At 67.6% G+C, this 26,529-nt stretch carries 24 protein-coding genes; 22 read left to right on the forward strand and 2 right to left on the reverse strand.

Going from position 1 to position 26,529, the window contains the following annotated elements; all coding sequences use genetic code 11:
* The 14 genes from VFP86_03525 to rsmA form a co-directional block, all read left to right on the forward strand.
* On the forward strand, positions 1 to 184 hold a 184-nt coding region (locus VFP86_03525; protein ID HET8998696.1), incomplete at its 5' end, for a DUF2867 domain-containing protein.
* Positions 185 to 337: 153 nt separating this feature from the next.
* A complete protein-coding gene (locus VFP86_03530; GenBank protein HET8998697.1) occupies positions 338 to 805 on the forward strand; it encodes a hypothetical protein in 468 nt (155 codons plus the stop codon).
* Positions 806 to 837: 32 nt separating this feature from the next.
* Positions 838 to 1,755, forward strand: coding sequence for an NAD(P)H-binding protein (locus tag VFP86_03535; protein ID HET8998698.1), 918 nt, complete (start codon positions 838 to 840; stop codon positions 1,753 to 1,755).
* Between the two features lie 96 nt (positions 1,756 to 1,851).
* Positions 1,852 to 3,897, forward strand: coding sequence for an NAD-dependent DNA ligase LigA (gene ligA, locus VFP86_03540; protein ID HET8998699.1), 2,046 nt, complete (start codon positions 1,852 to 1,854; stop codon positions 3,895 to 3,897).
* 17 nt (positions 3,898 to 3,914) lie between these two features.
* Complete coding sequence (locus tag VFP86_03545) at positions 3,915 to 4,451, forward strand: GerMN domain-containing protein (GenBank protein ID HET8998700.1); 537 nt, start codon at positions 3,915 to 3,917, stop codon at positions 4,449 to 4,451.
* 100 nt (positions 4,452 to 4,551) lie between these two features.
* Complete coding sequence (locus tag VFP86_03550) at positions 4,552 to 5,709, forward strand: hypothetical protein (GenBank protein ID HET8998701.1); 1,158 nt, start codon at positions 4,552 to 4,554, stop codon at positions 5,707 to 5,709.
* Positions 5,710 to 5,734: 25 nt separating this feature from the next.
* Positions 5,735 to 7,258: a carboxyl transferase domain-containing protein gene (locus VFP86_03555; GenBank protein HET8998702.1), complete on the forward strand. Its 1,524-nt coding sequence runs from the start codon at positions 5,735 to 5,737 to the stop codon at positions 7,256 to 7,258.
* A 13-nt stretch (positions 7,259 to 7,271) separates the two neighbouring features.
* Positions 7,272 to 8,759: a biotin carboxylase N-terminal domain-containing protein gene (locus tag VFP86_03560; protein ID HET8998703.1), complete on the forward strand. Its 1,488-nt coding sequence runs from the start codon at positions 7,272 to 7,274 to the stop codon at positions 8,757 to 8,759.
* On the forward strand, positions 8,756 to 9,256 hold the full coding sequence (locus tag VFP86_03565; protein HET8998704.1) for a biotin/lipoyl-containing protein: 501 nt from the start codon (positions 8,756 to 8,758) through the stop codon (positions 9,254 to 9,256). The genes VFP86_03560 and VFP86_03565 overlap by 4 nt, the downstream gene beginning before the upstream one ends.
* Before the next feature lie 91 nt (positions 9,257 to 9,347).
* Positions 9,348 to 10,964: a methylmalonyl-CoA mutase family protein gene (locus VFP86_03570; GenBank protein ID HET8998705.1), complete on the forward strand. Its 1,617-nt coding sequence runs from the start codon at positions 9,348 to 9,350 to the stop codon at positions 10,962 to 10,964.
* 3 nt (positions 10,965 to 10,967) lie between these two features.
* Positions 10,968 to 11,894: a methylmalonyl Co-A mutase-associated GTPase MeaB gene (meaB, locus tag VFP86_03575; protein HET8998706.1), complete on the forward strand. Its 927-nt coding sequence runs from the start codon at positions 10,968 to 10,970 to the stop codon at positions 11,892 to 11,894.
* Positions 11,891 to 12,316, forward strand: a complete 426-nt coding sequence (mce, locus tag VFP86_03580; protein ID HET8998707.1) for a methylmalonyl-CoA epimerase — start codon at positions 11,891 to 11,893, stop codon at positions 12,314 to 12,316. Before meaB ends, mce begins: the two co-directional genes overlap by 4 nt.
* Positions 12,317 to 12,616: 300 nt before the next feature.
* Complete coding sequence (locus VFP86_03585) at positions 12,617 to 13,681, forward strand: 3D domain-containing protein (protein HET8998708.1); 1,065 nt, start codon at positions 12,617 to 12,619, stop codon at positions 13,679 to 13,681.
* Positions 13,682 to 13,747: 66 nt separating this feature from the next.
* Positions 13,748 to 14,671 (forward strand): 16S rRNA (adenine(1518)-N(6)/adenine(1519)-N(6))-dimethyltransferase RsmA, encoded by a 924-nt coding sequence (gene rsmA / locus VFP86_03590; GenBank protein ID HET8998709.1) that lies wholly within the window; start codon positions 13,748 to 13,750, stop codon positions 14,669 to 14,671.
* Here rsmA and VFP86_03595 read toward each other — a convergent pair.
* On the reverse strand, positions 14,612 to 15,853 hold the full coding sequence (locus VFP86_03595; protein ID HET8998710.1) for an LCP family protein: 1,242 nt from the start codon (positions 15,851 to 15,853) through the stop codon (positions 14,612 to 14,614). The two genes, rsmA and VFP86_03595, sit on opposite strands and share 60 nt — an antisense overlap.
* Before the next feature lie 247 nt (positions 15,854 to 16,100).
* On the opposite strand from VFP86_03595, the gene ispE reads away from it, so the two are divergent.
* The 3 genes from ispE to purR are packed head-to-tail and all read left to right on the forward strand — an operon-like array spanning position 16,101 to position 18,624.
* The gene (gene ispE / locus VFP86_03600; GenBank protein HET8998711.1) at positions 16,101 to 16,973 is read left to right on the forward strand and encodes a 4-(cytidine 5'-diphospho)-2-C-methyl-D-erythritol kinase; all 873 of its coding nucleotides are present in this window, start codon (positions 16,101 to 16,103) and stop codon (positions 16,971 to 16,973) included.
* A 20-nt stretch (positions 16,974 to 16,993) separates the two neighbouring features.
* Complete coding sequence (locus tag VFP86_03605) at positions 16,994 to 17,785, forward strand: NTP transferase domain-containing protein (protein HET8998712.1); 792 nt, start codon at positions 16,994 to 16,996, stop codon at positions 17,783 to 17,785.
* Positions 17,782 to 18,624 (forward strand): pur operon repressor, encoded by an 843-nt coding sequence (purR, locus tag VFP86_03610; GenBank protein ID HET8998713.1) that lies wholly within the window; start codon positions 17,782 to 17,784, stop codon positions 18,622 to 18,624. The genes VFP86_03605 and purR overlap by 4 nt, the downstream gene beginning before the upstream one ends.
* Here the strand turns inward: purR and VFP86_03615 are convergent.
* Entirely contained in the window at positions 18,603 to 19,217 is a 615-nt protein-coding gene (locus tag VFP86_03615) for a gamma carbonic anhydrase family protein (protein HET8998714.1), read from the reverse strand. The genes purR and VFP86_03615 overlap by 22 nt on opposite strands.
* A 164-nt stretch (positions 19,218 to 19,381) precedes the next feature.
* On the opposite strand from VFP86_03615, the gene VFP86_03620 reads away from it, so the two are divergent.
* From VFP86_03620 to VFP86_03640, 5 genes are all read left to right on the forward strand, one after another.
* Positions 19,382 to 19,732, forward strand: coding sequence for an OsmC family protein (locus VFP86_03620; protein ID HET8998715.1), 351 nt, complete (start codon positions 19,382 to 19,384; stop codon positions 19,730 to 19,732).
* Positions 19,733 to 19,946: 214 nt separating this feature from the next.
* Positions 19,947 to 20,558, forward strand: coding sequence for a TetR/AcrR family transcriptional regulator (locus VFP86_03625; protein HET8998716.1), 612 nt, complete (start codon positions 19,947 to 19,949; stop codon positions 20,556 to 20,558).
* A 76-nt stretch (positions 20,559 to 20,634) separates the two neighbouring features.
* Positions 20,635 to 21,945: an efflux RND transporter periplasmic adaptor subunit gene (locus VFP86_03630; GenBank protein ID HET8998717.1), complete on the forward strand. Its 1,311-nt coding sequence runs from the start codon at positions 20,635 to 20,637 to the stop codon at positions 21,943 to 21,945.
* Positions 21,946 to 21,963: 18 nt separating this feature from the next.
* Entirely contained in the window at positions 21,964 to 25,194 is a 3,231-nt protein-coding gene (locus VFP86_03635; protein HET8998718.1) for an efflux RND transporter permease subunit, read from the forward strand.
* Positions 25,195 to 25,275: 81 nt separating this feature from the next.
* A partial coding sequence (locus VFP86_03640) for a TolC family protein (GenBank protein HET8998719.1) occupies positions 25,276 to 26,529 on the forward strand: 1,254 nt, incomplete at its 3' end.

Genomic DNA, 26,529 nt, shown 5'->3' on the forward strand with positions numbered 1-26,529 from the left:
GGGGGTCTTTGTCAAGCCGCGCGGTTGGTTTGGCGCGCTTTACATGAGACTGATCGGACCCTTCCGCCGCCTACTCGTGTATCCGGCCGGAGTGCGGTTGATAGGCGATGCGTGGGCAGCGCGCTCGCACGAGTGGCCGTCGGGAATGCGCTCATGCCAATGCCGACGAGCCCGACAACATTGACAATTCGCTGAGCGAGTGGAGATGCGTGGCGGCCCAAGTCCGCGCCGTCTGTGGAGCCAGTCTACAATGCGTTCGAGCGGGGTAGCTAAGTAACACAGTATGGCCATGAATACGAACCGACTGCCCCCATTACGGGTATTTCAGTGGGGAGTCATGCTGCTGTTAGCGTTCATGCCGATTGCCGCTGTGAGAGCGTACGTCGCCCACGATGACACCTGGCTCTTATGGGGCCGCAATGCGGTTATCGCCTGGACGGTTGGATGGGTTGTGCTGACGTGGGCTCAGGCCTTCCTAGAGGGGCGACGACACAGCGGCTCCCGAGAGGGTGTCCGGAGGTTGGGGCCGGACATTGGCTGGCGTATCCCCGCCGCTTTGGCACTCGTTCTTGCTTTGGAGTTTCGTGTTCAATATCTGCGGACCTCCCCATGGGACACCCCGTTCACGGCATTGGTCATTGGAGCCTTGGTGGCTCTGTTGGGCTATTCCCTCATCAAGGATTCCTTTGACTTGCGTCGAGAGATTGCGATCGGCATCATCCAGACGATGCTTGTTCTCTTGCTGCTCAGTACAGTGGCGTTCTACCTCTACGAAACTGGGGCCTTCCCGGGAGTGAGGAGATAGGATCTACCAGGGAGGCGTAGAACCACGCCCCCGTGGATACTGGAGACGTACATGTCGTCACCGGTGCGTTTGGCTTTACCGGGCACGCCATTACCCGCCGGCTGCTCGATGCAGGCATTCGGGTCCGGACGCTCGTCCGGAATCCCAACCGCCCGAACCCGTTCGGCGACCGGGTCAGCGTCGTTCCGTACCGCTTCGACAACCTCGCCGCGCTGGTGCGGAGCCTGCAAGGCGCGGCCGTCCTCTACAACACGTACTGGGTCCGGTTTGCGCACGGCCGGACGACGTTTGACCAGGCCGTTGCAAACACGAAGATGCTCATCCAGGCCTGTGTGGCGGCGGGTGTTCCCCGCATCGTACACCTCAGCGTCGCGAACGCTTCGGCGGACTCCCGCCTCCCGTACTACCGGGGAAAAGGGGCCGTGGAACAGGCGATTAAGGAGTCCACCCTCTCGTACGCCATCTTGAAGCCGGCGTTGATCTTCGGCTCCGGAGATATCCTCGTGAACAACATCGCCTGGTTCCTGAGACGCGCACCGGTCTTTGCGCTCATGGGCGACGGCGGCTACCGACTGCAGTGCGTCCATGTCGACGATCTGGCCGAGGTCGCCGTTCACGTGGCCGGGCGAAGCGAAAGCGTCGCGATGGACGTCGTGGGGCCCGAGACGTTTACCTTCGACGGCTTCGTGCGTCTCATCGCCGATCGGGTGCGGAGCCACGCCAGGATCGTCCATCTCCCTGCGCCGATTGTCTGGGGCCTGCTCGTCCTCGCCGGAGTCGTGGTCCGCGACGTCGTCCTGACCCACCACGAGATCGCCGCACTGATGTCGAATTTGCTGGTGACCCGCAGCGCCCCCGTGGGCCGGACCCGCTTCGCCGACTGGCTCGATGAGCACGCCCCGGACCTCGGCCGGACGTACGCCTCGGAGTTGGCCCGCCACTATCGCTGATGCTACACTGAAGAATGCCCAAGGCCAGACCGAAGTGCGTGCCCGGAGGATCCGTGTGCTCGTCGATCCCATCATGATGCTCCCAACGGTCACCCCATGAACGCCGAAGGCGCGCGCTCTTCCACGCGACGGCAGGCGTCCGAGGAGGTCGCCGCGCGCATCGAGGAGCTCCGCGACGTGATCCGCCATCATCTCCATCTCTACCATGTGCTCGACGCGCCGGAGATCTCGGATGAGGCCTTCGATGCGCTGATGGAGGAGCTGCGGACGCTCGAGGCGGCGCATCCTGAGCTCGTGACGCCCGACTCCCCGACGCAGCGCGTCGGCGCTCCCCCCGCCGAAGGGTTTCGGCCGGTCGCCCATCCTCAACGGATGCTCAGCCTCGCGAACGCGTTCGACGACGATGATCTCCGGGCGTGGTACAAGCGCGTGGTGGGGGGGCTGGGCAGCCAGACCGTGGAGTTGGTGTGCGAGTTGAAGTTCGATGGGGCGGCCATCTCGCTGGTCTACGAGCACGGCATGTTCACCCAGGGGGCGACGCGGGGAGACGGCGTGCGGGGAGAAGACATCACCCCCAACCTCCGGACCGTGCGGTCGTTGCCTCTGCGCCTGCGGCGCGAGGCTGATCCGCCGGAGTTCGTGGAAGTCCGCGGCGAAGTGTACCTGCCCATCCAGGCGTTGGAAGCCATCAATGAGGAACGGATCCAGGCCGAGCTGGCTCCCTTTGCCAACGCCAGAAACGCGGCGGCCGGCTCGCTTCGCCAGCTCGATCCGGCGATGACCGCGCGCCGGCCGCTGGACCTGTTCGTCTACCAGTTGGGCGTAGTGCGGGGGCGGCGTTTTGCGACCCACTGGGAGAGCCTCGAGTGGGCCCGCGACGCCGGCCTGCCGGTGAATCCGCAGGCGCGCCGCTGCCGGGCACTGGACGATGTCTTCGCGTACATCGCCGACTGGTCGGCGCGCCGGGCGACCCTTCCGTACGGCACCGATGGTGTGGTGGTGAAGGTGGACTCGCTCGATCAGCAGGCGGAGCTCGGCGCGACCAGCCAGGCGCCGCGGTGGGCGATCGCGTACAAGTTCCCGGCCGAACAGGCCGAGACGCGGGTGCTCGACATCACCGTCAACGTGGGGCGGACCGGCGCCCTCACGCCGGTCGTCGCGCTCGAGCCGGTCCGGGTCTCCGGGGTGATCGTGCGGCGGGCCACGCTTCACAACGAGGACGAGATGCGCCGCAAGGACGTGCGGATCGGGGACCACGTGATCGTCCAGCGCGCCGGTGAAGTGATCCCCGAGGTCGTGCGGGTGTTGCCGGAGAAGCGGACCGGGGCGGAGCGCCGGTTCGAGATGCCGACGAAGTGCCCCGTGTGCGGGTCGCCGGTGGAGCGGCGGCCCGGCGAAGCGGTGTGGCGGTGCACCGGCGGCGCCATCTGTCCAGCCCAGGTGCTGGAACGCCTGATCCACTTCGGGTCCCGCGACGCGCTGAACATCGACGGGGTCGGACCGAAGCTGCTCCAACAGATGCTGGATCGCGATCTGATCCGCGACCCCGCGGACCTCTTCACCCTGACCAAGGCCCAGGTCTTGACCCTGGAGCGCATGGCTGACAAGTCGGCCGACAACGTCATCGCCGCGATCGACCGGAGCCGCCATCCTTCTCTCGCCCGATTGATCTATAGCTTCGGTATCCGGCATGTCGGCCTGCACGTCGCCGACGTGCTCGCGCAATACATGCCCGATCTCGACCGGCTCGCCGGCGCCGCGTTCGAGGAGGTGCGGGACATCCCCGGGATCGGCCCGACGATCGCCCAGAGCGTAGTGGAGTTCTTTGCGCAACCGGCGACGAAGACGCTCTTGCAAAAGCTTCGCGCGGCGGGAGTTCACGCGGAGGCGGCGCCGGCCCCCCCGGCAGGGCGCCTCCAGGGGAAGACGTTCGTGTTCACGGGTGCCCTCGGGCGCTTTTCGAGACGGGACGCCGCGGAGCGCGTGACCACCCTCGGCGGGACCGTCTCCGACAGCCTGAGCGCACGCACCACCTACCTCGTGGTGGGGGACGTACCGGGGAGCAAACTCGACCGCGCGCGAAAGCTCGGGGTGACCGTGTTGGATGAGCCCGCCTTCGTGAAACTGCTGGAAGACGCGTGAGGGGGCGACCTCGGGCGATGCGAGCACGGCGGCGGTCCCGGTGGATGTTCGCGCTCGTGGTAGTGGTCCTCGTGGCGGCGGGAATAGTGTGGTGGGCCGCGCGCGAGAGGGCGCGTGATGTGGAGGTGTATTTCGTCCGGTTCGACACCGCGCACCACAAGGGATCGCTCACGGCGGTTCACCGTCCGGCCCCCCGCGGACCGGTGGACACCCGCCTGGCGGGCGCGCTTGGCGATCTCCTCGCCGGACCGGGACCGTCCATGCCTGGGGATGAACCGGGCCTGGTCACCGAGATCCCGGCCGGGACCGCACTCCTCGGCGTGCGCGTGAGCGGAGGCATCGTGACCGTAAACCTCTCCAACACTTACGCCACGGGAGGCGGGAGCACGAGCATGCTCGCGCGGGTCTGGCAGGTGGTCTACACGGCCACGCAGTTTCCCGAAGCCCCGGCCGCACAGATTCTCATCGATGGACGGCGGGTCGAGGCGCTTGGGGGCGAAGGGGTCCTGATCGGCGCGCCGCTGCGGCGTTCGGCTGCGCCCGCGTCGTTCTAAGATTGGGTATCCATCGATGTGATCCGGCGGTGTGAACGATCGACCCGATCGTTCGTTTTGATGGAGGGGCGCCCTTCACGTGGGCAGAATACCCCTGCCGATGGTGAAAGAGGTTCTGGCGGAAGAGATCGAACGGTTTCTCGGGACCGTGGACGGTGTTGCGTCCGCCAGGCTGCTTACGTCTCCGTCTGGCGAGATCGACCAGATTTACGTTACCGCGGATGATCGGACCGAAGGCCGGATTGCCCGGCGCGCCGTCGTCGCGGCGTTGATGACCCAGTATGGGATCCCCCTCGAGTCGTGGCGGGTGCAGGTGGCCCAACTCAAGCGGTTCACCCCCGCCGAGCTCCCAAACTTGAAAATGCTGCGCGTTGAAGAAACGATTTCTGCGACCGAGGCCCAAGTCAAGGTGCAAGTGGTGTGGGAGCGAGCCGGCGAGCAGCGGACCGGAACCGGTCAGGCGCGGGGACCCGCCGGGGCTCAGCACCGCATGCGCACGCTGGCCGCCGCCGCCGTGGACGCCGCTCGGGCGGTCGTCGATCCTCCCCACCGGCGCATCACCGTCCAGCAGGTCTCCCTGACCACCTGTATGGATCGGCCGCTCGTGCTCGTGGGGATCACGGCCGGAGGCCCCCGCGGTCCGGAGGCGTTCGTGGGCGCCGCGTTTCAGCGCGAGGGAACATCTGACGCACCGGTGGCGGCGGCGCTCGATGCCGTGATGAAGTGGCTGCTGCGTGTCGCATTCGACGCACCCGAAGTCGGGATGGAGGAGGACCGCCGCGCGCATCTTGAGGCGATGCGGCACTTCGCGCGCGCGCATCCGCGTGACTCCTCGATCTCACCATCGCCCGTGCTTGCGCCCGTTGCCCCGTCCGACCCGCCGCTGTCGGCGTCCAACCCATCGGCGATCGACGGAGTGAGCCACGCCGACGTGAACCCGGGTGACATCCTTGGAGACCTCCAGGAAATCCGTCCTGAGCAAAAAGGAGGCGCCGCGATGGCGGGACACCACGAGGGCTCACGGGTGGGGGTGGCTTCGATGCGTCCCGGGCGCCAGGCCGTCGAGGAGGAGTTCTTTCAGCCTCTGATCGAAGGACGAACGCCCGTGCACATTCGATGCCGGGACGGGTATGAAGTGCCGCGCGCGGTCCTGCGCGAGATCGGCACCTACACGCTCCTCGTCGAGGTTGACGGGGGGACCGAGTTGGTCTACAAGCACGCGATCATTTCGATCCGGCCCGTCGGGGCTCGTGCCTGATCCGGCGAGCGACCGGCCGAGCGATCTGACCTCCCGCCGGGCCCGCCTCGAAGAGGGCGGGGGACCGGACCGCGTCGCCCGCCAGCACGACGCCGGAAAGCTCACGGCACGCGAGCGTCTGGTCGCACTGCTCGATCCCAACACCTTTGTCGAGCTGGACCGATGGGTGACCCATCGGGCGTCCGCATTCGGCATGGACCGGGTGGAGGCCCCGGCCGACGGCGTGGTGACGGGGTACGGGGCGATCGACTCGCGGTTGGTCTACGTCTTCTCGCAGGATTTCACGGTGCTCGGCGGGTCGCTCGGCGAAGGCCACGCCCAGAAGATCTGCAAGATCATGGACCTCGCGGTGCGGAACGGCGCGCCGGTGATCGGGATGAATGACTCGGGCGGCGCCCGGATCCAGGAGGGGGTCGCCAGCCTCGGGGGATACGCCGAGATCTTCCTGCGAAACACGCTCGCCAGCGGCGTCATCCCCCAAATCTCGGCGATCCTCGGACCCTGCGCGGGCGGCGCGGTGTACTCCCCCGCGATCACAGATTTCACGGTGATGGTCCGAGGGACCAGCTACATGTTCGTCACCGGGCCCCAGGTGGTCAAAGCCGTGACCCACGAGGACGTGACGTTCGAGGACCTGGGCGGGGCGGACGTCCATGCCGGCACCAGCGGGGTGGCGCATTTCATCGCCGAGAGCGACCCCGACGCGCTCCAGTTGATCCGCCGGCTGTTGACGTACCTTCCGCAGAACAATCAGGATGACCCCCCGCGCACGATGTGCACGGACGATCCGCACCGGATGGACCCCCAGCTCGACGCCGTGGTGCCCCAGGATCCCCATCGGCCCTACGACATGCACGAGGTCATTACCCGGATCGTCGACGACCGCGAGTTTCTCGAGGTGCACCACCTCTTCGCTCAGAACCTGCTCGTCGGGTTCGCCCGCCTCGACGGCCAATCCGTCGGCATCGTCGCTCAGCAGCCGATGGTCCTGGCCGGGAGCCTCGACATCAACAGCGCGGTGAAGGGCGCCCGGTTCGTACGGTTTTGCGATGCCTTCAACATCCCGCTCGTGACCTTCGTGGACGTCCCCGGGTTCATGCCGGGAACCGCGCAGGAGCACGGCGGGATCATCAAGCACGGCGCCAAGCTGCTCTATGCCTACTGCGAGGCCACCGTGCCGAAGCTGGCCGTCATCACGCGGAAAGCGTATGGCGGCGCCTACGACGTGATGTCGAGCAAGCACATCCGCGGGGACCTGAACCTCGCCTGGCCCACGGCCGAGATCGCGGTCATGGGTCCGGAGGGGGCGATCGACATCATCTTCCGGCGGGAACTGGCCGATGCCGGGGATCGTGAGGCGACACGGGCGCGACTCGTGGCGGAGTACCGGCAGCAGTTCGCCAATCCCTACATCGCCGCGGGCCGGGGATATCTGGACGACATCATCGAGCCTCGTGAGACCCGCCCCCGGCTCATCTCGGCGCTCAGGATGCTGCGGGGCAAACGCGACCGCAACCCGCCCAAGAAGCACGGGAACATCCCGCTGTAAAGCGCCCGCGGCCATGCCCCCGACGGCGCGGCGTCTCCGGAAGGTCCTCGTCGCAAACCGCGGTGAGATCGCGCTCCGCGTCATGCGGACCTGCCGCGCCCTGGGCGCGAGCGTAGTCGCCATCTACAGCGACGCCGACCAGGGAGCGCTGCACGTCCGCGCGGCGGATGAGGCCGTCCGGGTCGGCGGGGCGGATCCGGCCGACTCCTACTTGAACATCGCATCGATCGTCGACGCCGCCCGCCGCACCGGGGCGGAGGGGGTCCATCCCGGGTACGGCTTCCTGTCTGAGAACCCCGCGTTCGCGGAGGCGTGCGACCAGAGCGGGCTCGTGTTCGTCGGCCCTCCCGCCGCGGCGCTGGCGTTGTGCGGGGACAAGGCGGCGACCCGCCGCCGCGCCGCCGGCGCCGGGGTGCCGGTGCTGAGCGGCACGGACCCCCTCGATGATGAGGGGGCGCTCGCCGCGGCCCCGCGTCTCGGGTTCCCGATCTTCATCAAAGCCGCCGCGGGCGGCGGGGGCAAGGGCATCCACCTGGTGGAGCGGCCCGGTGATCTTCCGGGAGCGCTTCGGTTGGCGCGCGGCGAAGCCCGAGCCGCGTTTGGAGACGATCGCGTGTACCTGGAGCGCCGGCTGGCACGGCCCCGGCATGTCGAGGTGCAGATCGTGGCGGACGGATCGGGATCGGTGGTGCATCTCGGCGAGCGGGACTGTTCCATTCAGCGGCGCCATCAGAAAGTGATCGAGGAGGCGCCCGCCCCCGGCCTGCCTCCCGCGCTCTCGGGGGCGATGCGAAGCGCGGCGATCGCGGCCGCCCGCGCGGTCGGGTACCACAACGCCGGCACGATAGAGTTCCTCGTGTCGGACGAGGCGTTTTTCTTCCTCGAGATCAACGCCCGCCTCCAAGTGGAGCACCCCGTCACCGAGATGATCACTGGCATCGATCTCGTCGCGTGTCAGCTGGAGGTGGCGTCGGGAGGCGCGCTCGCGGTCCGCCAGGAGGACGTGCGGCCGCGCGGACACGCGATCGAGTGCCGGATCTCCGCCGAAGATGTTGAGCACGAGTTCCTGCCCTGGACCGGGCGGGTTGGCGAGGTCCTGCTTCCGGGCGGCCCTGGAATCCGGATCGATGCCGCACTCGCGCCCGGCATGGAGATCACGCGGTATTATGATCCCATGTTGGCGAAGCTCATCGCCGTGGGATCCACCCGCGACGAAGCGATCGCGAGGATGTCGGCCGCGCTCCGCGAGGTGGTGGTGACCGGGGTCCCTACCACGATCCCGTTCCATCGGTGGGCAATGGCCCACCCGGCGTTCCGCTCGGGCGCGTATGACACCCGATTCGTCGACACCGAGTGGGCAGGGCGCCAGGGACCCGAGCTCCACCTGGCCGCGCTGGCCGCGGCGGTGCTCGCCTTTCGCGAAGACCAGCGGGTCCCGGTATTGCCCCCCCAGGCCCCCACGGGATGGACGCAGGCGGCGAGACGGGAAGGGACATCGTGACGCGGTACTGGGTGCGCGTTATTGGGGACGAGGAGCTCGAAGTCGGGGTGGACCGCGCCGGCGGCGTGCTCGTGGTGACGGTCGGCGGGGCGGCCCGCCGGGTCGAGCTGACCGAGTTGGTGCCTTTCTCCTACACGCTCATCGTCGACGGAACGTGTCACGACGTGACGGTCCAGGACCGCTCGGGCCCGTGGACACTCGTCCTCGATGGGACGAGTTACCGCGCGGAGATCGCCCGCACCCCACGCGCGGGGAGGAGCGCCGGGCGAGATGCGGCTCCCAGGAACGAAGCGGTGCGGTCTCCGATGCCCGGCGTGGTCGTCGCCGTGCCGGTGGGTGAGGGGGAGCGGGTGGAGATGGGACAGGCGATCGCTATAATGGAAGCGATGAAGATGCAGATGGAGATTCGGGCGCCCCACGCCGGCACCATCAAGCGGATCCACGTCGGCCCTGGACAGGAACTGGCCGCGGGTCAGCTGCTGGTGACGTTGGGATGAGCCGTTGAGACGCAAGAACCGAAGCGCGCGGAAGCCGAAGAGTAAAGGACGCCGTCTCTCGCGCGCGGTCGAGGCGCGCTGGGAAGCCGAGGTGCTCCGCCCCGCGGTGGAGCGGAGCCCGGAGCGACGCGACGAGTTCCACACCGCATCCGGCATCCCGGTTCGACGGGTCTATTCGTCGCTCGCGAGCGACGGGGGCGAAGAACGCGCGATCGGATACCCGGGAGCCTACCCGTTCACCCGCGGCGTGTACCCCACCATGTACCGGGGACGCTACTGGACGATGCGGCAATACGGAGGCTACGCCGGCGCCGAGGAGTCCAACCAACGCTACCGGTATCTGCTGGCGCAGGGGCAGACCGGCCTGTCCGTCGCGTTCGACCTTCCCACGCAGATGGGGTTCGACAGCGATCATCCGCTGGCCCAGGCCGAGGTGGGCAAGGTAGGGGTGGCGATCGATTCCCTGGCGGACATGGAGGTCCTGTTCGCCGGGATCCCTCTCGACCGCGTCAGCACGTCCATGACGATCAACGCCACCGCCGCCATCCTCCTCTGCATGTACGTCGCGGTCGGCGAGCGGCAGGGCGTTCCGCTCGACCGGTTGGACGGGACCACGCAGAACGACATCCTCAAAGAGTACATCGCACGGGGCACGTACATCTACCCGCCCGGCCCGTCGCTCCGGCTGGTCACCGACACCTGCACGTTTGCCGCCGAACGGCTCCCCCGGTGGAATCCGATCAGCATCAGCGGGTACCACATCCGGGAGGCCGGCGCGACCGCCGTGCAGGAGGTCGCGTTCACGCTCGGCAACGCGATCGCGTACATCGAGGGGATCCGGCAGCGCGGCCTCGACGTCGATCGGTTCGCCCCGCAGCTGGCGTTCTTCTTCGATGCGCAGATGGACTTCTTCGAAGAGGTCGCCAAGTACCGGGCGGCCCGGCGACTGTATGCGGGGATCATGCGGCAGCGGTTCGGCGCCCAGGACCCCCGGTCCCAGATGCTGCGATTCCACACGCAGACCGCGGGAGTCGCCTTGACCGCCCAACAGCCCAACAACAACGTGGTCCGGGTCACGGTGCAGGCGCTGGCTGCCGTGCTGGGGGGGACCCAGTCGCTTCACACCAACGCCTTGGACGAGGCGCTGGCGTTGCCGACGGACGAGGCGGCGCTACTGGCGCTGCGCACGCAGCAGATCATCGCGCACGAGAGCGGAGTCACCAACACGGTAGATCCCCTGGCCGGCTCGTATTATGTCGAGGCCATCACCAACGAGATCGAGCGGCGGGCCCAGGCCTACCTCGATCGGATCGAGGAGATCGGGGGCATGCTCCAGGCGATCGAGACCGGGTACGTGCAGCGGGAGATCGGCGAAGCGGCGTACCGCGAGCAACGCGAGGTCGAAGCGGGGCGCCGGGTGATCGTCGGCGTCAACCAGTTTCAGCAGCTCGACGAACGCCCCCACACGATTCTTAAAATGGATCCGACGGTCCTGGAACGGCAGAAGGCGCGACTCGCACGGGTGCGGGCGGAGCGCGACGCGGTGCGGGTGCAAGGGGCCCTCACCGCCCTGGCAGAGGCGGCCGGCGGGGGCGAGAACCTCCTGCCGAGGATCTTGGACTGTGTGCGGGCCTACGCGACGATTGGGGAGATAGGCGACGCCCTGCGGAGCCGGTGGGGGGGCTACCGGCCGCCGGTGGTGGTATAGCGGGTGGCGCTCGCCGAGGCTGTGCTCCGAGGGTCCTCGCAGGCGGTGGCACGCCTGATCACGTTGGTCGAGAACCACATGGAGGAAGCGGTTCCGGAACTCCGGGCGCTCTATCCGCACACCGGCCGCGCGAGCGTGGTCGGCGTGACCGGGCCCCCGGGCGCCGGGAAGAGCACACTCGTGAACGCCTTGGTGCGGGAGATCCGGCCGGGGAAGCGCCGCGTGGGTGTCGTTGCCATAGATCCGACGAGCCCGTTCACGGGGGGCGCGATCCTGGGCGACCGGATCCGGATGCAGGATCACAGCGCCGATCCGGGCGTGTTCGTGCGGAGCATGGCCACCCGCGGCCGGCTGGGGGGGCTCGCCCCCGCGACCGCGGGAGCGGTAGCCGTGCTCGATGCGTTCGGGTGCGACCTCATCTTCATCGAAACAGTGGGCGCGGGCCAAGGCGAGGTCGAGATCGCCGGCGCCGCCGATACGGTGGTCTTGGTCACCGTGCCCACCCTGGGGGACAGCGTTCAAACCCTCAAGGCGGGAATTATGGAGATCGGGGATATCTTTGTCGTGAATAAAGCCGATCGAGGTGACGCCGACCGCACGGCGATGGAGATCAAAGCGATGCTTGGGCTCGCACCGGACCACTCCGGCTGGCGACCTCCGGTCCTCCTGGCTGTCGCGACTGAGGGCCGGGGGATCGCCGAGATTCTCAGGGCGGTCGATGAGCACCGACACTACCTCGTGGAGCGCGGATTGCTCATCAACCGGAGGAAGATTCGCCGCCGTCAGGAGATCCTCGGGTTCGTCGAAGATCGCCTGCTGGCCCGGGTGGGCGGGGATCGTGTCGATGCCCTCGCCACGCTGGTTGCTGAAGGAGGGCTGGACCCGTACACGGCGGCCGATGAATTGCTCGGCCGGGCCGGCATCCGATGAGCGCCCGGCTGTCGCACATCGGCGTCCTGGTGCACCGGGTCGATGCCGCCGCCGCGCTTTACCAGCGCCTTGGGCTTTCCGGGGCCGCACGAGAGATGTTCCCCCAGGAGAACATCCGGATGGCGTTCGTGCCGGTCGAGGACATCCGGATCGAACTCATGGAGCCGTTGACCGGCACAGGCCCTTTGGCCCGCTTTCTAGCGACCCGGGGAGAAGGGATTCACCACCTGGCATTCGAGGTGCCGGACATCGAACAGGCCTTAGCCCGGGCGCGATCCGCCGGAGTGCGCCTCATCGACGAAACCCCGAGGATTGGCGCGCACGACACCCGGGTCGCGTTCATCCATCCGAGCGCGACGCACGGCGTTCTCGTGGAACTGGTCGAACGTGCAAAGGACCGCGCTACGGACGAATCTCCATAGATATTGCACCAGGATCGTTCGATCCCGGGTCAATCTCCTCAAGCGGACATCCTCTTGGCGAGAAGGGGATCCGGCCCAGGCGTCGAAGACGAGGATCATTGAATTTTGTCTATACCAGCGAGTGTTCGGGTAGAATAGAGTCTATACCGACAGAGTCCGCTCCTCGCCGCTGCAGCCTTCGTCGTCCCACGGGAGTCGGCCAGGTCTCATCGATCCCTACTTCCTAGAACCGGCTAGAACAGTGCGGCAGGCCCCGCTGCGGACGGGGCGACGCGCAGGCGCGCGGGAGGGAGGAGCGACGTGGCATCAGCGGCCTATCGGTCGGCCACCGGCGATATCCAGATCCTCAGGGATCCCCGCCGGTCCCAGCCGATCCATCTGACCTACGTCATGCTTGGATTCCTCGTGTCGGGGTTACTTGCTCCTATATTCTCGGCCCCCGGGTTGTGGCGTCTTGTGATCGGCCATACCGTCTATGTCTCCGTTGATGGTCTGGCCCGTTCGTACACCTCCATCCAGCCGACCGTGGCGGAGGTACTTCGGGAAAGCAAGATCCCCGTGGGGCCGGGTGACCGGGTCACGCCGGCGCTCAACGCGAAGGTGTGGACGGGCATACAGATCACGGTCGTGCGGTCGGTCCCGTTCTCGGTCGTGGTCGAAGGGAGCAGCCGGCAGGCCCGGCTGCCAGCACTCACCGTGGCCGAAGCGCTGTCCTTGATGAACATCGAGCTCCGGCCGCAAGACCGGGCTTACCCCGACCTATCCGCCGCCGTGACCTCCGGCATGCAGATCACGGTCGTACGACGCGAGACGCGGACATGGATCGAGCACACCCCGATTCCGTTTCCGGTGGAGGCCGTGTCCGACCCGACCGTGCTCAAGGGGCAGCGGGTCGTCCGCATGGCCGGCCGCCCGGGCGCCCGGGATCGCACCGTCCGGGTCGAGTACGCAGACGGGCGCCCGGTGTCGGTGCAGGCCCTCGCCGAGAGCGTGGTCAGGGAGCCCGTCACCCAAATCGTCGCCCTCGGGACGAAACCCCTCATCTCCACGCAGGGACCGTATGCGGGGAAAGAGATGATGTATCTTGAGGCCACCGCGTACTATCCGGGCCCCAACAACTTCGGAGGCGGGGTCGGTCCCAAGACGGCGATCGGCCTGATCGCCAAGCACGGCGTTGTGGCCGTGGATCCCTCCGTCATCAGGCTCGGGAGCCGTGTCTACGTGGAGGGGTATGGAGAGGCCACGGCCGGGGACACCGGCGGCGCGATCCGAGGTAGCCGGATCGATCTGTGCTTCGACACCTACGAAGAGGCGATGCGGTTCGGCCGCCGAACCATCAAGGTGTACATCCTCAAGGCACCCTAACGGTTCATCCAGGCGCCGGAGGCGATCCCTGCGGGAGAACGCGCGGCACCGATCTCGGCACGACGATTGGCCACCCCCGGGGGAACGCGCGCGATCCTGCGAGAATTTGGGATCCGACCCTCAAAGCGATGGGGGCAGCACTTCCTCGTCAGCCCGCAGGTCCTCGAGCGGACGATTGCCGCTGCATTCCTGACGTCCTCCGACAGCGTGCTCGAGGTGGGGGCCGGGATCGGGACGTTGACCCTCGGGCTCGCCGAACGGGCGGGGTGGGTCACCGCGGTCGAGGTCGACCGGGGGCTCTTGCCGGCGCTTGAGGCGACCGCCGGCACGCGGCCAAATGTGCGAATCCTCCCGGGCGACATGCTGACCATGGCGCCGGAGGCGCTCTTCGGGGGCCCCGCAAGTGCGCCGAGGAAAGTCGTCGCCAACCTGCCCTACAACATCGCCTCCGCGGTCCTCACCCGGCTGCTCCGGCAGCCGCTCGGCCTCACGAGCCTCATCGTCACGGTCCAGCGCGAAGTCGCCGACCGCCTGGCCGCCCGCCCGGGCGGTCGCGAATACGGGATCTTGTCGATCGCGGTCCAATACCGAGCCGTCCCTCGAATCATCGCGCGCATCCCCCCGGGAGCATTTCTCCCGCCGCCGGCGGTGGATTCAGCGCTCGTGGAACTGCGGCCGCGGAGGGAGCCCGCCGTAGACGTAGCCGATGAATCGACTTTCTTTCGGGTCGTGGCCGCGGGGTTCGGCCAACGCCGCAAGACCCTCCACAACGCCTTGGCAAGGGGACTGGATCTGCCAAAAGAGGTCGTCGAGCACGCCTGCAGGGCGGCGGGCATCGATCCCCGCGTGCGCGCCGAGACGCTCGATCTCGAGGCGTTCGGGCGGCTGACGCAGGCGCTGGTCGAACCACTCTCGGCCGCGCGCCTGCGGTTACCGGGGAAGCGCGATCGCGGGGCCTCCCACCGTGGCGTGACCGAGCTGAATGGTTAGGTCTGGGCCGTCCCTCGTGGTCCCGTCCAACACGGGAGCCGCGCCCAGTAGCGAGGCCACGATCTCCGCGACGCGGGGATCCCCCCGGTGGACGACCACGGTGGTCGAGTCCGCACCGGCCGCGGTTCGGACTCGGAGGATCCGCATCCCCAGAGCGGTCAAGCGTGCCTCGGCGTCGACGGCGGCGTCCCGGCCGCCCGAGTCTCTCACGATCTCGACCGTGGTGCGGGCGAGCGTCTCCGCGTCGACGCCGTAAAACATCCGGGCGACCACGTCACGGTCGCGGAGGACATCCGGCAACCAGTCTTCGCTCCCGAACCGGCCCGGCAGCGTTTCCCTGACGAGCCCTCCCGGCGGGAGGCGGATCCCGAACAGCGCGAGGGTGATCAGCTGCTGTTGGCTCAGGTTGGTCTGGATGTCCTCCTGGAACACGCGCAGGATGCGGCTTACGCGGAGGACGATCCGGGGCCGGCGGAGTTCGTCCAGGAGCGCGTTCATGACCTCTTGCTGGCGTGTGATCCGGCCGATGTCGCCAAGGGGGTCGTGCCGGAACCGGGCGAACTCTACGGCCGCCTTGCCCCCCAGCCGGCGGTAGCCCTTCTTGAGGTGAATGTGCAGGCCGTCCCAGTTGTCGTCGTAGTTGAGATCCTTCTCGATGTGGACGTTCACGCCGCCGACGGCGTCGATCAGCCGGACGAGCCCGCGCTCCGTGATTTCGATGTAATACGGAAAGCGGACGCCGAGGAAATTTTCCGTGGTCCGGATGGCAAGCGGCCCCCCGCCCCACGCGTGGGCGGCGTTGATCTTGGTCGTGCCGTGTCCTGGGATGCTCGCGCGGGTATCTCGGGGCACGCTGAGCAGGTACACACGGCGGCCCGCCGGGTCGAATGACGTCGCGATCAACGTGTCGGTTCTTGAGACAGGGTACACGATGTTGGGGTTCTGGTCGCTGACGGTGCGGTCCAGCCCCATGATGAGGACATTGGTGCGCTGCTTCAATGTAAAGGACCAGCCGAGGACGGCGACCATCGCGACGGCGGCGAGGACCAGGAGTGTGAAGATGCCCCCGAGACCGAAGGCCGACCAGCGCGCGATGCACGCCCACAACGGTCTGCGACGTGCGCCGGGCTCCGCGGGGACGTCCGTCTCGGGCGGCGGCGGTGTCGCGGGATCTGAGGTCATAGGCGGCCCCATCATACTCGGTATTCCCAGGGCGGTGTCAAGCCAACCGGCCCGGGCGGCGGGGCTGCGGAGCGGGGAACGAATGCCCCGCGTGGGGTGGAGGATGGCAGGGGCGGCACCGCGAAGGGAAGACTGCGATGCAGCCAATAGGCATGCGACCTGTGCTCCGCGCGCGATGGACCCCGCGAGGCCGCGAACGGCCGGCCCCGCGGGTTGTATTTTCGAGAGGCGGTTTGAGAGGGGGAGTATGGCTTTGAAGCAGCTGCGCCTCAACGCCTACGCCAAGATCAACCTCACGCTCGATGTGCTGGGCGACCGTCCGGACGGCTACCACGACATCGAGACCGTTCTCCATACCGTGGAACTGCACGACACGATCATTTTGAGAGAAGACGGAGAGGGCATCACGCTGCGGTGCATTGGCTCTGACGTCCCGGCCGAGACCCAGAACATCGTGCACCGAACCGCGCACATCCTCAAGGAGACCTTCCAGATCCCGCGGGGCATCGAGATCGAACTCACGAAGCGCATCCCGGTCGCTGCGGGACTCGGCGGCGGGTCGAGCGACGCGGCGGTCACGCTCCTCGGCCTCGCGCAGATGTGGAAGCTCCGCGTGAACGACCGGCAACTGATGGAACTCGGAAGCAAGATCGGTTCAGACGTTCCGTTTTTCCTGGTCGGCGGGGCGGCGCTGGCGATGGGACGAGGGGAGCGCGTGCGAATGCTCCGGCCGCTGCCGACGACCTGGGTGGTCATCGCCCGGCCGACGATCCCGATCACGAGCGAGTGGGCGTACAAGGCGATCGACCATGGGGCGATACGCAAACGGCCAAACACGTCGGGCGTGCTCCGCGCGCTGGAGAGCGAGGACCCGCGTTCCGTGGGACAGTTGCTGTGCAACGTCTTTGAAGACGTCGTGGTCGCCCATCACCCCGTCGTTGGAACGGTCCGGGCGCAGATGGCGTCGCACCAGCCGCTAGGCGTCTCGCTCTCCGGGAGCGGCCCCGCGGTCTTCGCCATGGTCGCCAACGAGGCCGCGGCCAGAGCCATCGCCGCCGCGGTGGAAACGATGGCCGATGTGGAGGTATTTGTGACCCGGACGTTCGCCGAGGAACGGTAGACCCGCCGGGGACCCTCGGGATGCCCGACGCGCTGGTGCTGGCGGGAGGACGGCCCGATCCCGCGCTCCCCCAGGGCGTCCCCAACAAGGCGTTCCTCGCGCTCTGCGGGCGCCCCATGGTCGAATTTGTGCTGCAGGCCCTCCGCGCGGCCACCTCGATCCGCCGGATCGCCCTGGTCGGTCCGGATCCGCTTCCCGGGAGCGTCGCCGCGCATGCCGACCTCACGATTGGCGAGCGAGGCGGGCTGCTCGATAACGTCGCCGCGGGACTTGCCGGGGTAGGCGGGGGGACCCCGGTGCTCGCGGTGGCGGCCGATATTCCCCTGCTGGCTTCCGGGACCGTTGACGCCTTCGTGAAAGCCGCCTCCGCGCTCGGCGCTGAGCTCGTGTATGGAGTCGTCCGCCGGGAGGATATCCGCCACGAGCTCCCGGGAGCGCGGAAGACCTTTGTCCGGTTGCGCGAGGGGACGTTCACCGGAGGGAGCCTCATCCTGCTCGATCCCCGCGCGTTTGCGCACGCTCGCGCGGCGATCGACCGCGCCGTTCGCGCGCGCAAGCGCCCATGGGAACTGGCCCGGATGTTCGGCCTCCGAACGCTTCTCGGGTTGCTGACCGGTACGCTCGAGATCGCCGAGCTCGAGCGGCGCGCGTCTCTCCTGACCGGGGTTCGGGCCCGGGCTCTCATCTGCCGGACGCCCGACATCGCCCTCGACGTCGACACGCCGGAGATGCTGGCCGCGGTTGGTGCCCGACTGGCCGAGCGCCTCGGGGCGGCTGCCCCGCTGCCGACGGACAGCGTGGCGGATTCGTGAGACGGTTGCGGCGTGGGGACCGCATGGTGGCGATCGCCCACCGGCTGCTGCAGGAGCCCCACACCGTATTCCCCTTGGGGACCTTCACAGAGATGCTGGGCGTGGCCAAATCCTCGATCAGCGAGGACGTCGCCTCGCTGAGGCAGGCGTTCGACCGGTTCGCGATCGGGCGGATCGAGACGCTGGCGGGGGCGAGCGGGGGCGTCCGCTACTCCCCCACCAGCACGTCGGCACACACGCGGGCCCTCGCGGAGGACCTGGCCCGCCGGTTGCGCGAGCCGGCGCGCATTCTTCCCGGAGGGTTCCTCTATACCGCGGACCTGCTCTCGCTCCCCAGCCTCGTATCGCGGTTGGGCGACGTGTTTGCCACGTTCTTTGCGGACCGCCGTCCCGACGTCGTCCTATCCATGGAGGTCCAAGGGATCCCGCTCGCGCTCATGACCGCGCGCGCCTTCAACGTGCCGCTCGTCACCGCCCGCCGTGGCGGGATGGGGACGGAGGGTCCATCAGTGGGTGTCAACTACGTCTCGGGATCCTCGCGGGTGATGCAGTCGATGACGCTGCCCCTTCGCGCCGTCCCGCCGGGGGCGCGGGCTCTCTTTATCGACGACTTCCTGCGGGGCGGCGGGACCGCTCGAGGGGTGTACGATCTCATGCGCGAGTTCCAGGCCGAGATCGTGGGCATCGGCGTGCTGATCGAGACGACACAGCCGCGAGAGAAGCTCGTGGACCATTATATCTCGCTGCTGGTGTTCGACGGCATCGACGAGGCCCAAGGGATCGTCCGGATCGCGCCTAGCCGCTGGGCCGCAGGTGATCACCCGACCTCGACGACCTGATCCTGTTTGTGTTGGCTGAGCGCCCGGGCGTACCGGCGGGTGAGTTCGGGCATGATCGATTCGCGTGGGGTGGGCGCCCGCCCGAGGCCGAAGACGGTCAACGGGTAGGTCGCCGCGCCCTCGGCGAACCCGATGCGGTCGTGCTCCTGTGGGGGAACGATCTGGGCGGGATCTCCGATCGCGATCCAGCCGATGGGGACGATGGCGTTGGGGAGGAGATTGGCTCCGACATGCACGACGCCGTTGATCCTGACCTCGGCACGGGAGCCGATCCGCGCACCGTTGAAGACCGTGCTGCCCGTGGCCAGGAATACGTTGTCGTCGGCGATACATCCGGAGAGATGGGCGTGCGGTCCGACGAGGATATGGTTGCCGAGCCTGGCCGGATGCCGCGGCGTGCCTCGGACCACCGCGTTCTCCATGATGATGCAGTAGGACCCGATCGTGACGGGTCCCCCTTCGGCGACGAGGATCGCCCCGAACAACACCTGGCTGTGCTCCCCGATCGTGACATCGCCGCAGACCACGGCGGTAGGGGCGATATAGGCGGTTTCGTGGATCACGGGTCGCTTCCCGCGGTGCTCTAGAAGCATCTCGACGCCTCCACTCGGCACATCGATGGGCGAGATCGTCGCTTCGAGAGGCCTTTGGCGAACGTGTCGCCCCGCTCCTTCGTGCGGCAGGAATTGGCGCGCCCGGACATCGAAGCCATTGCGCGCGCCGCTCACGCGTGTCTTGGTTTCCTAGGAGGGGTTTCGTGACTGACGCCCGCGATGTCGACACGGTGCGTACCTACTCGATCGGCGTGCCGGGGCGCGCGCTGAACCACGCTCGGACACACCACTTCGTCCTGGACTCCTCCTCCGGCCCCAGCGAGGCATTGACCAACAGTGAAGCGTTTCTCGCCGGCATCTCCTCGTGCGGGGTGACCTTGATCGAGAAGTACGCGAGGCACGCCGGGGTGCCGGTCACGCGGATGGAGGTCACCATCTCGGGTGTCCGCGCCGCCAAACCGGCCCGGTTCCAAAGCATCCAGATGCGCTTCGAAATCCACGGGGTCGGGGAGCCAGATGCCCGCCAGCTCGTCGATGTGTGGCGGGACCGCTGACCTCTGTACCAGACGGTCGCGGTCGCGACCGAGATCAAGATTGAAGTGGTGGCAAAGCCCTCCCCCGCCTAACCCACACTAGCCCGCCTCGACCGCTCCAGGAATTTCCGTTTATCCGATAAGATCCCTAACATCGTTAAATTATCTATTGACAAGTAAACTGAACAATGTTAGGTTATATTCACGTAGGCCGGGATTTTAGGGGGACACCACCATGGGCGTCAGGGAACGACGGGATCGAGAACGCGTGGAGATGCGGCACGACATCCTCGCGGCCGCCCGCGAGATCGCGGCCCAGGAGGGATGGCAGGCGGTGACCATCCGGCGGGTCGCCGAGAAGATCGAGTACAGCCCTCCCACGATCTACGAATATTTCGACAGCAAGGAAGCGATCATCGAGGGGGAGCTGCACGAGGCTTTTCAACTGCTGCTGAGCGACTTGAGAGGCGCACGCGACGCGCACACGGTGCCGGCGGAGCAGTACCAAGCCATGGGCGACGCGTTCTGGAACTTCGTCTGGAAGCATCCGGAGATGTATCAGGTGATCTCCGGGCTCGGCGGGGTGGGGTTCTGTGACCACAGCAATCCGGACCATGAGGGGAAGCAGGTGGCCGGGCTGTTCCAGGAGGTCTTACAGTCCATGCTGCCGCCCGCCCAATGCACCCCGGAGAGTCTCGAGGGAAAGACGCTCACGCTGTGGAGCTTGGCCCACGGATTTATCGCGCTCATGATGGCAGGGCAATTTCCCATCACCGATCGAGACCACGCGCGGGAACTCTGGGCCAAGGCATCGGCCGACCTGCTGAGGGCGTGGCAGACCGCGTAGCGGCGGGAGATCACCCGAACTCGTTCTCTCGTGTTCGAACTGTGCAAAGCGGAGTGAGCTTAAGGGGGAGTTTCGAATGCGGTTACGTGTCATCGCTGTAGGGTTGGTGCTTGTGGCAGTGGTCGGCGGAGTGATGGCGGTTCGTGGTCGAAACCGGACCACGCCGTCCGCCGCACAGACGAGGGCGGCCGTGAGCCAGGCTCCGGCGTCCGTTTCGGTTGCGGAGGCGCGCCGGGGCGACGTGGTGAGCCAGGTGCTGGCGTCCGGGTCGGTGACCAGCATTCGCGATGCGAAGATTGGCTCCAAGATCTCCGGCCGGGTGGCCGCGGTGGTGGTCGAGGAGGGCGTGCGCGTCGCCGCCGGTTCACCGCTCTTGCGGTTGGACACGAGCGACGTGCTGGCGCAGGAGGCCCAGGCCCAGGCCAGCGCGGCGGCGGCCCGGGCTCAGCTGCAGAAAGTGATGACCGGAGCCCGGCCTCAGGAACGGCAGCAGGCCGCCAACGCCGTGACCCAGGCGCGCGCGACGCTCACCTCGGCCCAGGCGTCGTGGCAGCTGGCGAACGCCAACCTCGCGCGGGAGCGGTCGCTGCTGGCGCAGGGCGCGGTGTCCAAGCAGGATGTCGACACCGCCCAAACCCAGGAGCAGGTGACGGCGGCGCAGGTGGCCCAGGCCCGGGGCGCCTACGATTCCGCCGTGCAAAACGAGGCCCTCGTGCAAATCGGCTCGCGCGACGAGGATATTCAGGCGGCGCGCGCCCAGCTGGGACAGGCCGAGGCCGCACTGGCCCTCGTGCAGGTGCAGCTCCGCGACTCGACGATTTACGCGCCGTTCGCGGGGACGATCACGCACCGCAGCGTCGAGCCGGGCGAGACCGTCTCGTCCTCTTCCGGCAACGCGCTGTTCATGCTCAGCCAAATGGACGATGTCTATGTGGAGCTCATCGTCCCCGCGCAGCACCGCTCCGAGCTCCGGCTGGGTCAAGAGGCGCTCTTGGCGATTGACGGCCTCCCGGGTCAGACGTTTCGGGGGCGTGCGCAGGAAATCCGGCCGGCCGCGGACGCGGCGAGCCGGACGTTTGGCGTGCGGATGCTGGTCCCCAACCCGGCGGGGATCCTCCGGCCCGGGATGTTCGCCCGGGGCGCCATCATCGTGGACGTGCGCCACGGAGTTTTGCAAATACCGGAGGCGGCGGTCATGACGGCGACCTCAGGGTCCGTCGTGTTTGTCGTGCGCGATGGCCTGGCCGTCCGGCACGCCGTTACCCTCGGGACGCACACCGACGGGATGGTCGAAATCACCTCCGGCCTCTCTACCGGTGACAAAGTCGTCGTGCAGGGCCAGGACGGCCTCACAGACAATCAGCCGGTCTCACTTCGCCCGCTCTAACGCCAAGGAGGATCCCACATGCAGTGGCTCGCTGGTCTGTCGGTTCGCCGACCCGTTCTTGCCTCGGTGATCATCCTGGCGATGGTCTTCCTCGGGGCATTCTCGTACGCGCGCTTGAACATCGAGCGTTGGCCGAACGTGGACATTCCCATCATCGTGGTCACGGTGAGCGATCCAGGCGCCTCTCCTGAAGAGATCGAGAGCGACGTCACCAACAAGATCGAGGACGCGGTCAACGCGATCAGCGGGATCGACCACCTCACGTCGACCTCTGCCGAGGGCATCTCGGTCGTGGTGGTGCAGTTTATCCTGGAAAAGAACATCGATGTCGCCGCGCAGGAAGTCCAGAACAAGATCAACGGCATTCCCGATCTCCCGTCCGCGATCGATCCGCCAACGGTCTCTAAGATCGATCCGGGCGCGTTCCCGGTGATGACGCTGGCGCTGTCGGCAAATCGTCCGGTCCGGGACATCTCGGAATACGCGGACAAGGTACTGAAGCCGCAGCTGGAAGGCGCGCCGGGCGTGGGCCAGGTGAAGCTCGTCGGCGACCAGCCCCGGCAGGTCAACATCTGGGTCGACCCGGATCGGTTGTCCTCCTACAATTTACCGGTGTCGGCGGTCCTCCAGGCGGTGCAGAACCAGAACGTCCAGCTGCCCGCCGGGCACGTCGATCAAGGGAACACTCAGGTCACGCTCCGGGCGCTCAGCCGGGTGACGTCACCCCAAGAGATCACCCGCGTGGGCCTAACGACGCGCAACGGCCAGCCGATCACCATTGGGGACGTGGCCCGGGTCGAGGACGGCGCGGCCGAGGCCGTCACCTCCGCGAACGTGAACGGGACGCCGGCCGTGCTGCTGCAGATCCAGAAGCAGTCCGGCACGAACACCCTGAACGTCGTCCGCGATCTCAAGAAGCGCCTGCGGACGATCGAGCCGCTGCTGCCGTCAGGGTATAATCTCCGGATCGTGCGCGACCAGTCTGTGTTCGTGGAAGCCTCCACGGGCGCGGTGCAAGAGCACCTGCTCGTCGGCTCCATGCTCGCCGCGCTGGTGGTGCTCGTCTTCCTCTGGAACTGGCGCTCCACGATCATCGCGGCCCTCGCCATCCCCACGTCGATCATCGCCACGTTTGCACTGATCGCCGCGCTGGGCCTCACGCTGAACACCATCACACTCCTCGCCCTCGCGCTCGTTGTGGGCATCGTGATCGACGATGCCATCGTGGTGCTGGAGAATATCTATCGGCTCCTGAAGGAGAAGGGAATGCCGCCCGTTCAGGCGGCGATCGAAGGCACGCGCGAAATCGGCCCGGCGGTGACGGCGACGACCATCAGCCTGATCGCGGTGTTCCTGCCGCTGGCGTTCATGAGCGGGATCGTCGGCCAGTTCATGCGGAGCTTCGGCTGGACAATGGCCTTTGCGATCGCAGTCTCGCTCCTGGTGAGCTTTACGCTCACCCCGTCGCTCTCCTCCCGCTGGCTCCGCGGCGCAGTCCGTAAGCCGGCCGCTCCCGGCGGAGATCCGTTGGGTGCCGGACCCCAGCCGCCGGAGGACCGGGGGCCCGACGAGGAACAGCACCGGGGCAGGTTCTACAACGCGATGGACCACGGATACCGCTGGCTGCTCGAGCGCTCGCTGCGGCGGAGGTGGGTCGTAGTCCTGCTGACGCTCGTGGTGCTGGTCAGCATCGCGCCCTTGGGCGCTGCGGTGAACAAGAACTTCCTTCCGGAGGATGACGAGTCGCAGTTCGAGGTCGTCGTGCGCGCTCCGGAGGGATGGACGCTGGATGCCACCAACCGGTTCGGCACCCACCTGGCGGCGGAGATCCGTCAGCTGCCGGGCATGGATTACACGATCGTCACCGTCGGCGACGACCCGCAGCATACGCCCAACCGCTTCACGATCTTCGGGAAGATGGTCGAGCTGGACAAGCGGTCCATCAGCCAGCAGGCGATGCAGGTGAAGGTCCGAAACACGATCCTGTCCCGGTACGCGTACCTGGGCCTGCAGACGCAGGTGGGGGCCGTCTCGGAGTTCGGCGGCAGCGGCGGGTTCCAGCCTGTCGACTACGTCGTGAGCGGACCGGATTTGGGCGTCCTAACCAAAGTCGGCGATCAGGGCATGCAGATTCTCCGCTCCATCCCCGGAGTCGTGGACGCTCGTTCGTCGCTGGTGAGCGGCGCGCCGCAGCTCGGGATGCGGGTGGACCGCAGCCGGGCGGCCGATTTGGGCGTGAATGCCGTCGACGCCGCCAACGCGCTGTACATGCTCGTCCAGGGCGTTGAGGTCAAGACCGCCAAGTACACGGAGGCCGGCCAGCAGTACAAGATCGTCATCCGCGCCGATAAGCAGCACCGGTCGGCGGAGGACGTCCTGGCCCAGCTCCCGGTCCTTTCGCCGGGCCAGGGTGGCGTCGTGGCTTTGGAGCAGGTCGTGGCCGCGAGCCACGGCACCGGCCCGAGCGAGATCAGCCACTACAACCGCCGGCGCCAGGTCGAGTTGACCGCGAACCTCCTTCCGTCGGCCTCGCAGCAGGCAGTTCTACAAGAACTGGACCGCAAGGTGCGCGCGCTCGGCCTGGGACCGCAGTACGACATGACGTTCACCGGCCAGGCCATCGAGCAGGGCCGGCAGGCGGCCGCGTTCATGCAGTCGTTCATGCTGTCGTTCGTCTTCATGTACCTGGTCCTGGCCGCGCAGTTTGAGTCGTGGATCCATCCGGTGACGATCCTGCTCTCGCTGCCGCTGACCGTGCCGTTTGCGTTGCTGTCGATTCTCTTCTTACACGGATCGCTCAACATCTTGTCCCAGCTCGGGATCCTGGTGCTCTTTGGCGTGGTGAAGAAGAACGCGATCCTCCAGATCGACCGCGCGAATCACCTGAGGGCGCTCGGCCTCGATCGCAATGCGGCGATCGTGGCGGCAAGCCGGGACCGGTTGCGCCCGATCTTGATGACGACGATCGCGTTTGTGGCCGGGATGATCCCGCTCGCGATCTCGCGCGGGGTGGGGGCCGCCACCAACCAGGCGATGAGTTCGGTGATCATCGGCGGGCAGGTGCTGTCGCTCCTCCTCACGCTGGTGGCGATCCCGGTGATGTACTCGCTGTTCGACGACCTCGCTCACGCGCGCGTTGGCGCGTGGGCCGGAACCATTCGTGGGACATGGGCCTGGATCGCGGAGGCCGCCGGGAGCCGCGGCCGGAGGCACACGCCCCAGCCGTCCCGACCGGTCCCTGAGGAATGAGGGACAAAAGGAGGGAGGGTGGGACACGACGTCCTATGGATGGGAGCGTCGTGTCGAAGAGTCGGTCGAGGAGGTCGATGGATGAATAACCGATGGCTTGCGCTCATTGTCGCGCTCATCCTGGTGGTCGGGCCGGAGCTGGCTCCGGCGGGGGCGCAGCAGCCCCCGTCGAGCCCTCCGCCGGCCCCCGTCGCGCCGGCGGCGCCGCCGCCCCCGCTGGTGATCCCGCCGGTGCCGGCGGTGCCGGTGACGCCGCCGCGGTCATTGTCGCTGGCGGATGCGGTGACGACGGCGCTGCAGAACAGCTACCAGGTGCGGCAGGCGGCGCTGGCGGTGACGATCCAGCGGGCGACGCTGCGGCAGGCCGAGGCGCAAAAGGCGGTGACGCTGGGCCTCAACGCGAGCTTCACGCAAAACTCGGTGTCCAGCAGCGGCACCCCACTGGCGGGCACGATCTCGATACCCGGGGCAGGGATCCTGAACCAGCCGTTCACGACGGCGGGGCAGCAGCCGGGTCCCCCGGCGTCATGGGTGTTCGGGCTGGCCCTCAAGTATCCGCTGTACACGGGCAACGCGCTGGAGGACCAGATCGCGATCGCGCAGGCGAACCTGCTGGCGTCCCAGGCCCAGTTCGCCGCGACGGCGGAGCAGGTGGTCTTCACGGTGCGGCAGGCGTACTATCTGGTGGTGGCGTCGCAGGCGAACGTGGATGCGGCGCAGCGGGCGGTGGATGCCTCGCAGGAGAACGTGCGGGTGACGCAGGCGCAGGTGCAGGTGGGGACGTCGCCGCAGTTCAACCTGCTGCAGGCGCAGGTGCAGCTGGCGCAATCGCAGCAGTCGCTGACGGCGGCGCGCACGGGGGTGTCGCAGGCCTACCAGAGCTTCGCGGCGGCGTTGGTGCTGCCGCTGGCGACCACGTTCGAGCGGGTGGCCACGCCGGCGCTGCCGGAGGTCCCGCAGGACGTGGCCGCGTTGATTCAGCAGGCGCTGCAGAACCGGCCGGAGATCGCGCAGGCGCTGGCGAGCGAGCGGGCGGCGCAGGCGGCGATCGACCTGGCGGCCGCGGGCCTCAGGCCGAACATCACCGTGAGCGCCGGTCCCCAGGTGCTGACGAGTGACCCGACCAACAAGGATATCGTCAACTTCGCCGGGACCGTGGCGTTGACGCTGGCGATCCTGGACGGCGGGCTGACGCAGGCGAAGATCGACGCGGCGCGCGCGCAGCTGCAGGCGGCGCAGGTGACGGAGGCCCAGGTGCGCCAGCAGGTGGAGCTCGACGTGCGGAACGCGTATCTGGCGTTGGGGAACGCGGCGGAGAGCCTGCGCTCGGCCGTG

This window comes from bacterium, from assembly GCA_035703895.1.
In the GTDB taxonomy this organism is placed as follows: domain Bacteria; phylum Sysuimicrobiota; class Sysuimicrobiia; order Sysuimicrobiales; family Segetimicrobiaceae; genus Segetimicrobium.

Bases quoted from the DNA above. Each gene is read 5' to 3' on its own strand.
- VFP86_03530 (HET8998697.1), top strand. From the start codon at position 338: ATGCTGCTGTTAGCGTTCATGCCGATTGCCGCTGTGAGAGCGTACGTC.
- ligA (HET8998699.1), top strand. From the start codon at position 1,852: ATGAACGCCGAAGGCGCGCGCTCTTCCACGCGACGGCAGGCGTCCGAG.
- VFP86_03545 (HET8998700.1), top strand. From the start codon at position 3,915: ATGCGAGCACGGCGGCGGTCCCGGTGGATGTTCGCGCTCGTGGTAGTG.
- VFP86_03550 (HET8998701.1), top strand. From the start codon at position 4,552: ATGGTGAAAGAGGTTCTGGCGGAAGAGATCGAACGGTTTCTCGGGACC.
- VFP86_03560 (HET8998703.1), top strand. From the start codon at position 7,272: ATGCCCCCGACGGCGCGGCGTCTCCGGAAGGTCCTCGTCGCAAACCGC.
- mce (HET8998707.1), top strand. From the start codon at position 11,891: ATGAGCGCCCGGCTGTCGCACATCGGCGTCCTGGTGCACCGGGTCGAT.
- VFP86_03595 (HET8998710.1), bottom strand. From the start codon at position 15,853: ATGACCTCAGATCCCGCGACACCGCCGCCGCCCGAGACGGACGTCCCC.
- ispE (HET8998711.1), top strand. From the start codon at position 16,101: ATGGCTTTGAAGCAGCTGCGCCTCAACGCCTACGCCAAGATCAACCTC.
- VFP86_03605 (HET8998712.1), top strand. From the start codon at position 16,994: ATGCCCGACGCGCTGGTGCTGGCGGGAGGACGGCCCGATCCCGCGCTC.
- VFP86_03615 (HET8998714.1), bottom strand. From the start codon at position 19,217: ATGCTTCTAGAGCACCGCGGGAAGCGACCCGTGATCCACGAAACCGCC.
- VFP86_03625 (HET8998716.1), top strand. From the start codon at position 19,947: ATGGGCGTCAGGGAACGACGGGATCGAGAACGCGTGGAGATGCGGCAC.
- VFP86_03630 (HET8998717.1), top strand. From the start codon at position 20,635: ATGCGGTTACGTGTCATCGCTGTAGGGTTGGTGCTTGTGGCAGTGGTC.
- VFP86_03635 (HET8998718.1), top strand. From the start codon at position 21,964: ATGCAGTGGCTCGCTGGTCTGTCGGTTCGCCGACCCGTTCTTGCCTCG.